At 44.7% G+C, this 13393-nt stretch carries 11 protein-coding genes and 1 pseudogene; all 12 read right to left on the bottom strand.

The features are described from left to right. Positions 1-253: 253 nt before the first annotated feature. Positions 254-1209 (bottom strand): annotated as a pseudogene (locus tag GN277_RS04290) (AAA family ATPase); the annotation flags it as partial. Positions 1210-1360: 151 nt separating this feature from the next. Continuing rightward, positions 1361-1834 carry an RNA polymerase sigma factor gene (locus GN277_RS04285; RefSeq protein ID WP_159749977.1) on the bottom strand — a complete coding sequence of 158 codons (474 nt, stop codon included), beginning with the start codon at positions 1832-1834 and terminating at the stop codon, positions 1361-1363. An 81-nt stretch (positions 1835-1915) separates the two neighbouring features. Next, the gene (locus tag GN277_RS04280; protein ID WP_159749976.1) at positions 1916-2341 is read right to left on the bottom strand and encodes an RNA polymerase sigma factor; all 426 of its coding nucleotides are present in this window, start codon (positions 2339-2341) and stop codon (positions 1916-1918) included. 87 nt (positions 2342-2428) lie between these two features. Then, on the bottom strand, positions 2429-2944 hold the full coding sequence (locus tag GN277_RS04275; RefSeq protein ID WP_159749975.1) for a sigma-70 family RNA polymerase sigma factor: 516 nt from the start codon (positions 2942-2944) through the stop codon (positions 2429-2431). A gap of 483 nt (positions 2945-3427) precedes the next feature. Beyond that, positions 3428-3616: a cysteine-rich KTR domain-containing protein gene (locus tag GN277_RS04270; RefSeq protein WP_159749974.1), complete on the bottom strand. Its 189-nt coding sequence runs from the start codon at positions 3614-3616 to the stop codon at positions 3428-3430. A gap of 36 nt (positions 3617-3652) precedes the next feature. After that, a complete protein-coding gene (locus tag GN277_RS04265) occupies positions 3653-4399 on the bottom strand; it encodes an ABC transporter permease (RefSeq protein ID WP_159749973.1) in 747 nt (248 codons plus the stop codon). Positions 4400-4411: 12 nt separating this feature from the next. Further along, a complete protein-coding gene (locus GN277_RS04260) occupies positions 4412-5176 on the bottom strand; it encodes an ABC transporter permease (protein ID WP_159749972.1) in 765 nt (254 codons plus the stop codon). Continuing rightward, positions 5164-6087, bottom strand: a complete 924-nt coding sequence (locus tag GN277_RS04255; protein WP_159749971.1) for an ABC transporter ATP-binding protein — start codon at positions 6085-6087, stop codon at positions 5164-5166. Before GN277_RS04255 ends, GN277_RS04260 begins: the two co-directional genes overlap by 13 nt. Next, entirely contained in the window at positions 6075-6833 is a 759-nt protein-coding gene (locus tag GN277_RS04250) for a zf-HC2 domain-containing protein (RefSeq protein WP_159749969.1), read from the bottom strand. The genes GN277_RS04255 and GN277_RS04250 overlap by 13 nt, the downstream gene beginning before the upstream one ends. Further along, positions 6818-7315, bottom strand: a complete 498-nt coding sequence (locus tag GN277_RS04245) for an RNA polymerase sigma factor (RefSeq protein ID WP_159749967.1) — start codon at positions 7313-7315, stop codon at positions 6818-6820. The genes GN277_RS04250 and GN277_RS04245 overlap by 16 nt, the downstream gene beginning before the upstream one ends. Before the next feature lie 290 nt (positions 7316-7605). Beyond that, positions 7606-7980 (bottom strand): TnpV protein, encoded by a 375-nt coding sequence (locus tag GN277_RS04240; protein WP_159749965.1) that lies wholly within the window; start codon positions 7978-7980, stop codon positions 7606-7608. A gap of 54 nt (positions 7981-8034) precedes the next feature. Then, positions 8035-13281, bottom strand: coding sequence for an LPD25 domain-containing protein (locus GN277_RS04235; protein WP_244324956.1), 5247 nt, complete (start codon positions 13279-13281; stop codon positions 8035-8037). Between the last annotated feature and the right edge of the window lie 112 nt (positions 13282-13393).

Here is a 13393-nt window from a genome sequence, read left to right as displayed (position 1 = left end):
GCAGTCGGAAAAATCGGTAGATTTTTCCGACCGCAGGGGTGGCTTTACGAGCCGAAAAGGGCGAGTAATGCCCACGCCTGCACTTTGCGTTTACGGGGTGTTCTCCCGAAGGGCAGAGCCGCCGATTTTACATACGTCCGCTATGACGGTGACGATGGCAGGGGGTATCCCAAAAACACCGTCATCATCGTCATGACCGTCACGCATAAGTTAAAGCCGCCGATGTCACATAGGTTTAAATGTCGGTGGCAACGGCAAGGGAAATCATCCGCCCGCTGCTCCTGCGGCTGAAATCATAACGGATATGGTTTTCAAGCAGGAAGCCAAGGCGGTACTCGTTCATCCACTTTGTCAAGACATTCGCCGCTGTTTCCGTTTCCCCCAGAGCGTCCAATAACTCCGTGGCTGTGCCAGTCCATTCCTCCCTGCCCTGCATGAAATCCACTAACCGAAAAAGAACGTCTGGTATCGCTTCTCTGGCAAGCTGTTCCTGCTCCTTACGCTCCACCAGCTCCCAACTGCAATCACGGAAGCGGAGCGTAAACTCCTGATAGGGCGTGTCCCTGCCCGTCACATACAGCTTTGCGGCATTGGACGCACGGCTTTCCTGTTGCAGAACAAAGGTAGCGTCCGACTCCCCGTCAATCCCGTCGTGCCAGACACTTTGTTGAACACGTCACTGTCGTTCTGCTTTCGGATATGGTGTACGACAATGACCGCCAGAGAGTGCCTGTCTGCAAAGTCTTTGATAAGGGAAATGTCCCCGTAATCGCTTGCATAGGCGTTGTCTTTGGATGCGGTGCGGACTTTCTGCAAGGTGTCAATCACAATGAGTCTGCTGTCGGGGTATTCTTTCAGATAATCCTCCAACTGCACGATAAGACCGTCTGACAGCTTATCGCTTGCCACGGCGAAGTGAAGTCGCCCGCTTGCTTCGTCCGTCAAGCGGAACAGCCTGTCTTGGATGCGGCAGAACGTGTCCTCCAAACAGAGGTAAAGCACGTCACCCTCCTGTGTCGGCATATCCCACAAGGGGATTCCTTGCGACACGCAGAGGCAGAGTTTTAGCATGAGCCAACTCTTGCCGATTTTCTGTGAGCCGCAGAACAGGGTTAAGCCCGTGGGTATCAGACCGTCCACCACGAAAGACGGCTTCTCAAGCGGCTCATAGAGGAGCGTGTCGGCGTTGACTGTCTGAAGCTTCTGCATGGGATTCCTCCTTTCGGTGGGTGTCTTTGGTTTTGTTGCACATAGGCATTGACCTCCTAAAATAGATTTACTCCCACACAAAGAAGTGAGAGTATGTACTGCCGCCATCCCCACGCCGATAAAAATGGATTTCTTTTTCGGTCAGTAATCGTTAAGATTGGAGATACTTTCTCATTTCCACCTTAACTTTCTCCCTTGCGACTGAAACGGATTTCTGGACAGCGGAAGCGGTGCAATGCTCCATTTCGCCGATTTGGTAAAAATTAAAATCATACTCGTAGTAGAGCAGGAAACGCCGCCTTTGTATCTCTGGCAGTCGGGCAACCGCTTTAGCAAATATTTCATTCCGTTCTTTTTCCATCATTCTTTCATCAAGCGTTTTTGGCACTCTCAGCGCCCGTCTGTAAAGCGTTTCGTCCCACACCTCGTTAAACTCCCTGTGCCGCTGGTTCCATTGCTGAAGGTTTCTGTTCCTGCGCTCCATCTGCCGAAATTCAATGAATAACTGCTCGGACACTTCCAGTTCGTGGTGTTCCCCCTGCCCATCCTTAAAGCTGATAAAATACCTTGTGCCGCTTTCCATGGATTCCTCCCGAAGCGTGTATGTCTTTGCCCCGTATGCCATTTCCTTTCCTCCCGAAAAGAATTGAATGAGGGGATTGCCCCTCACCCGATAGCCCATAGGAAAGCAGGATATATGAGACGCTTATAAAATTTTCCGCAGCTTCTTCCGCAGATGGTTGAGCCTTGCATAAATAGCCCCTGCCGTTAAATGCACAAGCGGGGCAATCTCCTTAGTGGAATAGCCCTGCATTTTCAGCAGGACGATTTGTAACGTGCGCCTGTCCACCGTGATTAAGGCAAGGTACAGATTTTCGTCCTCAATCTCGTCCAGTAAATCAGAAACAGACCTTACCTCCGACTGCTTCTCCCTGTCCGCCATGCCCTCAAGGTATTCGCCGAAGTCGCTCGCCCATCGGTAAAACCGCCTGTTGGAATTAAAATCTGCCCTGTCGTCTGTGCGGATTTGTTCAATGACCGCTTCATCAACGCCGCACTCGCGCAGAACCTTTTCCTCGGCTTCTTTCCAGATGCGCCATTTCCTGTCCTCCCGTCCGTGGTTGTATGCCATCCTTATTTCCTCCTATCAGAATTGATTGAGGGGGCAGGGAAAAGCCCCCTCATTTTTCCAAAGGAAAAAACAAGGGGGCTGAACGCCTTAAATTTTGTTTTCCATTATCTTCCTCAGCTTCGCAAGGATTTTGGCTTTGCGCTTGTTGACAACACTCTGTGTCACGCCTAACCGCAATCCGACTTCCCGCTCGGAAAGTTCCTCAAAGAAGATTGCGTTTATCAATGCCTGCTCATTTCCCGACAATAAGGACATGGCGGCTTTCAGCCTGTCCACCATTACCGCACGGACAACGGTTTCTGCAACGTCCACCGCTTCATCAACAATAAAATCAAGCACATTCCCCTCACTATCCGTAAATCCCTCTAATGACAGCAGCTTGTGATTTGTGTCCAGTTTTTTCAGATAACGCCACCGTTCTTTATCCCGATAGAAATCTGCGTACTGTTCCCGCACCACTTCAAGCAGACAGCCCTGCACGGGGATAAACAGCTTGTCCATGTAACTCTGGTCGGATTCCCTGCGGCGGCAAAAGTCTTTATATGATAGTTCCACATAGACGTTGTTTTCTTTGATATATACCTTTCTTGGTGCATACTTCACCGTATTTTCCTCCCATCTGAATTTTTGAAATGCTAAAATCCAGATGGAGAGGGCGGAGAGCGGCAACGGACACCAGAAACAGCCCTGCGGCACAATCTGATAAAAAACGACAAAAGAAAAACCGCAAAGGCTCTGTGACCTCTACGGTTATAGGAGATACATGTTCTGTTAAGTGGAGATTCTACTTCCGGTTTCATGGTGAGAAGTAGCGTTACATGGGCAGGGATTTTTTTAACTGGCTTCCTGCCATTCCCTGATATGCTATGTATAAGTCAAATATGCGTTGCATGAGCAGATAGATTACTGCCCGAAAAAAGGACATAAAAAACCTCCAAACTTCAAAACAGGTCTGGAGAGTGTCTGTTAAGTCTTTTCGGGCATAGCAATACCGCCCACCATAACACCGTTTTTTTATATGGTGGGCGTTTGCCTTAAAACCTTATGAAATAAAATAGAGCTAACGAACTGTGATTGCTCACTTGTTCATCGGCTCTGCATCTGTGTGTCTGGCTCTGTGATGACTGTTATTTTTAAATTTTTTGCTTCAATCAGCGTTTCCTGTTTACACTTCGGGCAATATAGAGGATAATTTCTCAAAATAGTATCTTGTCTGATTCTGTCACGAGTTTTACTGCCACAAATAGGGCAAAGTATCCATTGTTGTTTTTTCATTTATACTCACCTGTTAAAAATATTTCTTTTAAAATTTTACATTATCATATTGTTTGTACGTCTGATAATACCATAAATAAGAATAATTCCTGTTATGATATTTACAGCAATTCCTAATATAATTATTTTGCTTGTTAATTCTATTCCGTTATATCCTGAAAAAGCATACAGATAATACATAAAGTCTATAAACGAAATGTAACTGCCAAAAAACTGGCTAAATAAATTATTGACTAACAAAATTATCAGAGAAGCGCACATCATACTGGATATATTTGACATATACAAGGACAAAAGCACTAGAAACAGAACCATTGTTGTCTGCGGAAAAGCTAATAATAACATTTGTAACAAATATTCCTGTGCATTATCAAATATATGACTGCCCCATAAAACGAAGCCTGTTACAATACTAACGATTGCCACAAACAAAAAACATATAAGCGCAACTGTGAAAATACTAACAGTTTTTGCTATTAAAAGCTGTCTTTTGGAAACACCATTCAACAAAGGCTGTCGAAACATACCGCTTGCCTTTTCCCCGCATATCAATACTGCACTGATAAAGCTAAGGAATAGTGTACCGACAATATCAATATAGGACTGCATACACATCGTTGGAAATTTACCGCCTGCATAATATCCCATGTCATAATCTTCTGAACTGCCTGCGCACCCCAGCGCATTGGAGATGATAATTACTGCCATCACGACAAAAAATAAGTATAATATCTTTTGCCTTTTCAGCCGTGTAAATTGTATATTTAATAATCTTATAATCATTTTTTACCTCACTCAAAAATCTATTTTTTTTGTTCTGTATAGGGATATTTGAAAAAAAATAATTCCGTACAGTACCATAATGGATATTCCTATCAGTACTTCGCTGAATGGTATTTTCTGATACTCATATGCAAACGTCCAAAGGTTAAGGTAATATCCAACCCATATTTTTTGTAATAATGCAATATTGGAGCTGTAAATAAATTGGTCAATCAATAAATAAATAATCACAAATAATATCGTTTTCCATGCGTTGCGGGTACAGATACAAAGTGTAATGATTCCAAGCGTAATAACCGACATATAGATACCTGATAACAGATATTTTATAACGGTTCTGATGAAAGCTGCCTGTTCAAAGATTTCATAGCCCCAACGCATAAAGGCTGTTGTGTAATTTATAAAAGCTGTCAGTAAAACAAAAATTATTGACATACTAACGGCAACATAAATTTTTGACCGCATCATTCTGCTGCGGTTTTCCCCATGCAATAAAGGCTGATAAAGCATTTTGTTCCTATCTTCCTCACAAATAGACAACGTCAGCAGAAATACATTAAAAAGAATACCCACTGTTCCGACATAAAATCTCATCATAAATTCGGGGAAATTTTTCCTCCCAACAATTCCAATATTGATATTCAGCATGTCTTCCATTTGCGGTGTTGAAATAAGAAAAGCATAAAAGAAAGAAGCTATAAAAAAGCACGCAAAAAAAATGTAAATCAGCTTTTGTCTGTATATTTTTCTCGCATATAATTTTGTTAATGGATACATGGCTCTGCTCCCCCTGTTAATTTTAGAAAGAGATCCTGCAATGAGTGTTTCCGCATGGAAAGATAGCGGATATGCAAATGGTTTGCTACAAGTTTTTTAATAAATTCGTCGAAGCAGATATTTTCAAGTCTGACTGTAAACTGATTTCCGTTCTCTGAAATCAAACTTATTCCTTGGCACTCGAAGAGGATGCTCCTGGCAGTTTTCGTTTCTTCCAGTATACAGTCCACAATGTTTGTCGTTTCAGATAAAATTTCTTCCGTTTTCCCCTGCAAGATACTTTTTCCCTTATCCAAAATTAAAATATCGGTACAGAATTTTTCCATATCATGTAGTTGGTGTGATGAAACGATAAATGTTGTGTTTCGTTCTTTTGCCATATCACAAATCAAACGGTATAGGTTAATCTGTCCCTGCGGGTCTAATCCGTTTGCCGGTTCGTCTAAAATAATCAGTTTTGGCTGCCCTAACATAGCCCTTGCTAATGCCAGTCTTTGTTTCATTCCAAGAGAAAACTTTTTAACTTTCTTTTCAGCCTGTGAACTAAGCCCGACATAATCAAGCAATTCCATGACTTGCCCCTTAGGGATATTTTCATATAGATGTGCAAAACATTCTATATTTTCTCTTGCGGTCAGTTCTTGATAAAAACTGGGTGTGTCAAGTGCAGCCCCAACCTTTGACAATGCCAGTTCAGGGTTTTCGTCTAATGATACATTGTCTATGACAATTTTCCCGTTATTTTTGGAACACAAGTTGGTAATCATCTTTAATGTCGTAGTCTTACCCGCTCCGTTTGTTCCCAATAGTCCCATGATACTTCCAGGTGTAAGGTCAAAGCAGACATTCTCAACGGCGGTTTCCTTTTTATATGTTTTTCTTAGATTTTTTACGCTGATTATTTTCTCCATTTTTTTATCCTCCCTATAAGTCCAAATACTATTATTCCAATCACTTCTCCAAGCGCATTACCTATAAATCCCTGCATATGGAGTACATCATTCCACACATAATCTCCTATGATCAGTTTAGTAACATAGTTTCCTATGATTACCAATAACAGAAACCATGCTATGCAATCCCAAATGTTCCATTTTAGGAATGTTCTTGTAAGCACTGGAAGCCAGAGGACAAGAAGCCATAACAGCAGGATGGGTAAGCCATAACGGAAAAGCCAGACTGTCCCTGTTCCTATAAGATAATATCTGGTAATCTGTATGACAGAAAGCAGGACAAACGACCCAATACTTATAACTGCCATTGCAATACAGCCTTTATTCTTTTTGCAGGTTGATAGAGCATATATCAAAGCGTCCGCAAATAAGCAAGAGCTTCCTGCAATCAAAGACCATGTAATTCCTTTGTTTACTGCCAAATCCACAATCAGACAGACAAGTATTGCAATAAAGCTAAGACCGCCTAACCCATATAGCAGATACATTTTCTTTGTTTTTTTCAAAAATCTTTTTATGTCGGAAACCTCCGTTGGCAAGGTTTCCATTTCCAGATGATAAGCCATATTGTGATATATTTCATTACATTCTGTACAATTCTCTAAATGGCTTTCTATACTCTTTTTGGAAACATCACTTACCATTCCGTCCACATAGAGAGGAAGTAAATCTTTTACAATCTCACAAGCTAATTCTCGTTCCATTCTTTCATTCCTTTCATTATTTTTTGTTTTCCCCTGTAATAAGTTACCCTAGCCCAATTTTCCGTTTTCCCCAAGATAGCCGCAATTTCAGAAAATTGTAATTCTCCTGCCAATCGTAAATACATGACTTCCCTTGTTACATCATCAAGGTTGTGCATTAGGCGGAAAATTTCTACTTTTTCTAAATTATTAAGACTTTTACTTTCAACATTTTCTGTGGAAGGTATCGTATCGTCCAGTGGGGCGGTTTTATGCCTGCTTCCTTTTTCAAGTTCTTTGTACCATAATTTTTTGGCAATTCCGCATAGCCAGACGGAAATTTTACAATCTCCCCTAAACTTGTCAATTCCTTTAATTGCTTGAAAGAATGTTTCCTGCGTCAGTTCCTCGGCAAGTCCGCTGTCCTGCGTTAAGCCACATAGATATTTATATATCATTGCAGCGTTTTCACGATATATTTCATCAATTTTTTCTTTATCCATATCAGCACCTCATATTGTTAGTTCTTTTCAAGTGCGATTCGTTACAATTAATTTTACTTTTTTCAATAGTTTTTTCTGTTCATTCCCCAATTTTTTACTTTAAATGCTTTGCCTACCGTCCATCTAATATTATAATTTGCCTTAGAAACCACATCAACTGTAACTGTACAAATATAAACTTTTGTATCTTACATAAAATAAATCTCCTATATACAGAGATTTTATATCATTTATATAAAACTTTCCCAAAGAAAAACGACAGGGCTTTTACGCTCTGCCGCTTCGTTTACCTATACGAAAATTATTTCCTCATTCACAATCTCCCTCGCACAAGCCCTTATGTTACCTAGTCGCCCTGTCCATTCTAAGGCGTCTTCTGCCTTTAGACGTTCCGTTATGCCCTGTGCCTGTTTCATGCCCTCTATGAGCCTTTCAAAGCGTTCCTGCGCCTGCCTGTTGATGTCGGCAAGGTAAGCATTCAGCCTGCCGCTTGTGAGAAGATTGGTGTATGTAACCTTGCGGTACTGCTTCAGATAGTCCAGATGCCGCTGTCCCCATGTGCCTATCGGCTGTTCTTCTTCGGCGGGTAAAGCTATACATGGAATTAAATAGTCACCTTGCCTTTCGTATCTGCCGCCCATTTCCTCAAAAATTGTCTTTGCCATTGTCTGTACCTCCACATTCATTTTTATTTTGAATGTCCGCAAAATCCGTCCTACTCACGACGGTTTCCACGGGCAATCGAGGTTATGAATCGCAATTAGCCTGTCCTGACAATTTGTACCCGCACCCATCTTCTGGGTAGAGCCAAACAATACACGCACCTCGCCGCTTCTTACCTTGGCAAATAGTTCTTTTTTCTGTGCGTCAGTAGTAGCTTCATGGATAAAACGCACCTGCTCCGCAGGGATTCCACGTTGTATAAGTTTCTTCCTCATATCATCATAGACATTATCAAATTGGTCGGGCAGCATTTCAAAGATATTTTCGCTGACTTCCTGCATTTCTATTATCTTTTTATTAGTAGGTGTCGATAAATCAGAGAATACAAGTTGTGCCGCTTTGGTGTCGGTATGTTCCTCCCAGATACGGTAAATATTGTTCACACAGGCGTTGACTTTGCTGTTCGGGTCGTCTGGCAGCAGCGGGTCAATCAACCTCTGGTCAAGTGCCAGTTTCCGACCGTCATTTGTGATTTTGAGCATATTATCAAATTGTGGCATTACAAGCCTTGCTCTTACTTTTTCGGCTCGCTTGGCAAGCCCCGCCACCATTTCCGTCTGGATTTGGCTCGGCTTTGTCTTGATATTATGGTAATTGACCTTTGGCACGGGCAGTTTTAGCATATCGGCGGTCTGAATGTCCGCAACTTCACGGAACATCTGCATCAATTCTGGCAGGTTGTAGAACTTTGCAAACCTTGTCTTGGCTCGGTAATTCGTGCCTTCGGGGGCGAGTTCCAGAGCCGTAACCGTTTCACCAAACGTGGAAGCCCAACTGTCAAAATGCTGCAATCCGTTCCTTGCAAGGGTGTCATACTGCAAGTACCTCTGCACGGAGTACATCTCGACCATCGAGTTACTGATGGGCGTGCCTGTTGCGAAAACCACGCCGCGGTTTCCCGTAATTTCGTCCAGATAGCGGCATTTCATAAACAAATCGCTTGACTTCTGGGCTTCGGTCTGGGCGATACCGCCAACGTTCCGCATCTTGGTGTAAAGGTAAAGGTTCTTGTAAAAATGACTCTCATCTATAAAGAGCCTGTCTATGCCCAATTCCTCAAAGTTTATCACGCTGTCTTTCCGCTTGGTGTCGTTGAGCTTGTCTAGCTTCGCCTTGATAGCTTTCCTTGTTTTCATGAGTTGCTTAACCGTAAACTGTTCCCCGTTGGATGCCTGCACTTCGTCTATTCCTATCTCTATATCATGAAGCTGCCGCTTGAGCTGTTCCCTCTGTCGTTCCTCGCTGATGGGGATTTTCTCGAACTGCGAATGTCCGATAATCACCGCATCATATGCCCCCGTCGCAATCCTGCCGCAGAACTTCTTGCGGTTTCCCGTTTCAAAATCCCGCTTGGTCGTGACAAGAATGTTAGCAGATGGGTAGAGCCGCAAATACTCCGACGCCCACTGCCCGACAAGATGATTCGGCACGACAAACATGGATTTCTGGCATAGCCCTAACCGTTTGCTTTCCTGCGCAGCGGCGACCATCTCAAAAGTCTTGCCCGCCCCCACTTTGTGTGCAAGAAGCGTATTGCCGCCGTAAAGGATATGGGCAATCGCATTAACTTGGTGCGGTCTTAGCTGAATCTCTGGGCTGATGCCGCCAAATGTGATATGGCTTCCGTCATACTCACGGGGGCGGATAGAGTTAAATGTGTCATTGTAGCAACGTACAAGCCTGTTCCTCCTCTCTGGGTCTTTCCAAATCCAATCTTGAAACGCCTGCTTTATCACCTCCTGCTTTGCCTGTGCCGCCGTGGTTTCCTTATGGTTCAGCACCGCTTTTTTATTGTTGTGTTCGTCATAAATATAGTCAAAAATGCGGGTGTCCCTCAAATTTAATGTGTCTTCTATAATACGGTAGGCACTTGCCCGTTTCGTGCCGTAAGTGCTGTCCGCTTTGATATTTCCCACGTCGGAACTCTTATTCTCGATGAACCAGTCGCCGTTATATGCCGTATAGCGTACTCGCAGCCTGTCTGCCGCATAGCTTGACGGCGTCAAAAGCTCCATCATAAAATGCTGTATATCCTTCTGCGGTATCCATGTCGTACCCAGACGGACGGAGATTTCACTTGCGGGCAAATCCTTTGGGATAACCTTTTTAAGAGCAGCTACATTGACCGCAAGCTTTGGGTCTGACTTTGCCGCTATCTCTGCAATTTTCAGTTTCTCCCGCACATTCCCCGATAAATATTCGTCTGCGGTCACATACCTTGCAGGCTCACAAGACGGCACTTTGTAGATAACTCCCTGCAATTCCTTGATGATTTCTTCCTCCGACCTGCAGGTAAGCCGTGCCATATAAGATAAATCGACACGGGCTTTCTCCCCGATGGAGAGGGCGAGGGCTTCGCTGGCGGTTTCCACAAAGGTCACTTCTCGGTGGGGCTTTATCGTCCGCTTCGTGAACATATCCGCCTTGCGTTTGAATTTTCCCTCATCGTCAAGCACTTCAAGGGAACAAAGTAAAAAATAACTTTCATCTGCCGCAAAAGCAAGATAATTTCCTCTGCTGTTGATTAAACCATACTTTTTAGTAAAGGCATCATATAGGCGGTTTAGGTTTTCCTGCTCGGTCTGTATCATTTCCTCTGGGCAGTCGTCGGTCTGGTACTGGATGAGCTTTCTCACGCAGTCACGGATTTCCAACAGCCCCTTGATGCGGTTCTCCGCCGTCATGGATACGTTCGCAGGGGTCATTTCGTTATTTTCTCGGAAGTAGACCTTTCCTCCCACAAGGGCAAAAGAGAAGTTCCGCACGTTCGGGTCGGCGGGGATAGCTTTCTCCTGCTCGTCAGAAATACGGTCAACCTCATTTTCTATCTCTGGGATTTCGCCGTTTATCCGCTGCACGGCTACGTGGAGAAGCCCCGCAAGCGGCACGTCTGGATAGGCTTTGCAAACGCTGTCCATGCCGAACCTTGTGCTTTCTATCCTCATCTCGCCAAGCACCATCTCTGGATGCTGGACAAAGTAGCTGTTCATCGTGACGCCGTTCCCGTCTGTGTCGAGGTGTACCCACTCTGGCTCTATCTCTATCATGCGGTCACGTTTCTGCAAAATAAGGATGTCGCTCGTGACCTCTGTGCCTGCGTTTGCCCGAAACGTGTTGTCTGGCAAGCGGACAGCACCTAAAAGCTCGGCTCTCTGTGCGATATACTTCCGCACCTCTGGGCTTGTTTTGTCCATCGTCCCCTTAGAGGTGATGAACATCACAACGCCGCCTGAGCGCACCTTGTCCAGTGCCTTTGCGATAAAATAGTCGTGGATTAGGAACTTCTGGGCATTGTAGCGGCTGTCGTTGACTTTGAACTCCCCGAACGGGATGTTGCCAAGCACCACGTCAAAGTGATTGTCTGGGAGCTTCGTTTCCTCAAACCCCTCAATGGCGATACTGGCTTTCTGGTAGAGCTGCTTTGCAATCCTACCCGATAATGGGTCAATCTCAATGCCGTGCAGCTTTGATTTCTCCATGCTGTCGGGCAGCAATCCTAAAAAATTCCCCGTGCCGCAGGACGGCTCCAAGATGTTCCCCTGTGAAAATCCCAAACGGTCAAGTGCTTCGTACATTGCCTTGATGACAATAGGCGGAGTATAAAAAGCGGTCAGCGTGGATTCCATAGCGGCATGGTATTCCTCGTCGGAAAGTGCTGATTTTAATTCCTTATATTCATTTGCCCATGCCGCATTATTCCCGTCAAACGCCATCGACAGACCGCCCCAACCGACGTACTTTGCAAGGGTTTCCTGTTCTTCGGGCATGGCAAGGCGGTTTTCTATCTGAAGGTCGTGGAGAAGCCTTATTGCGGACATATTGTTGCGGAACTTTTCTTTTGCGCCGCCAACGCCTAACGTTTCATCGGTAATGCGGTAGTTATGGCGTTTGGCGGAGAGAGCAGGAGTGGACGGTTTCGCCGTAACGAGCGTTGTCCTCGTCTGCTCTTGCTCTGGCTCGTCAAAGCGTATCTTCTCTACAACAATGTCATAAGGCAGTCCATTCTCCACGGCGGCGTATTCCGCCACGGTTTCCATGGTCGGCTCTGCGGGGGATTCTGTTTTTTCTTCGGTCTGTATTTCTTTTCGTGCCTGTCTTTGCTGTTGTCTCTGTTCTTTTTCCTGCTCTAAAATCCTGCGGACATAGCCGACTTTCTCCACACGGTTTATCGGGAAACCTACGTTGTTCTGAAACGTGATGTCACGCATGGAAACTTCGCCGCTGATTTTTCCGACGCTTTCTATCATATAACGGCGGTTGTCAATGGAGAGTTCCTTTCCGATAAGGTCAGAGTTATCTTGCTTTTCTTCTGTTCCAGATGTGTCAGGCTTGAATCCCTGCTGTTCCTCACATTCCGTATGATTCAAAGTGTCGGCGTATTCCTGCGCTTCTTTCTCGGTAGGTTCTTTTCTTCTGTGAAACCAATCATCCTCGGCAGCCATTATCTCACCCAGACGCTTTTCATCTTCTGGGGTCAGCCCAGTGTGCCGTTCCAAGAACGGGATGAACCTATCACGCCCCAGACGCAAGGATTCCATTTTCTCTTGGTAGTAATCTTCCCCCTGCTGTTTCCATTCTGGAATAAAGGGGCAGTTGGGGGAGAGGGAATATTCATAGAAATTTCGGATATGGGCTACCAAATCCCCCTCGCCGTCCCCAATATCAAACCGTCCTTCGTAGTTAAATTCCTCGCCGTCTATAATGGCATGGATTTCAAAATCGGTCTTATGATACCAGCCGACATGGTTATCCTCGTTCTCCCTTTCACGGTGCTGTTTTTCATCCAAAACGCCGAGCAGTTTATTCCCCAAAGCGAAACTCAAATTTGTAAATCGGTCGTTCAACTCCTTGTCATAAAAGGCGGGATGTTCGGAAAATCCGACAGAAAGGGCAAGGCTGTCTGATTTTTCCTCGGTAGGTGTTCTCGTTTTTTGGTTCTCGGTAACCACTGTTTTTAAATGGTTGTTGGCAGAGTTTTCTTTTAGCTTTTCTTCAAAGTCAACTCGGCTAAACTCCTTTCCGAACAACGGGAACGCTGCATTTCGCAAGGACACAGCGTTCTCATCAAAGGCGATGACCTCATATTTGTCCGCCCCGATATACACCACGTCGCCCTCGTGGTAGAGGTAGCGGAGAGGATATAACTCTGTCAACTCCTGCGAGAAACGCCACGCATTGCTGCGGCTGTAAACATCGCCTGTCTTGCCCTGTACCAGTTTAAGAAAATCAAGAAGCTGCTGCATGGCAGCGGAGTCGGTGATAAGCTGTTCCATCTGTCCCTCGGTCACATCGGCAAGGTCGCTGCGCCCTACGTTTTCAAGCAAGGATTTTTCATAACCGTCCAAATCACGGATG

The organism is Sporofaciens musculi (genome assembly GCF_009830285.1).
Lineage (GTDB): Bacteria > Bacillota > Clostridia > Lachnospirales > Lachnospiraceae > Sporofaciens > Sporofaciens musculi.
Note: the sequence above shows the minus strand (reverse complement) of the source record. Positions and strands in the feature narration are given on the sequence as shown.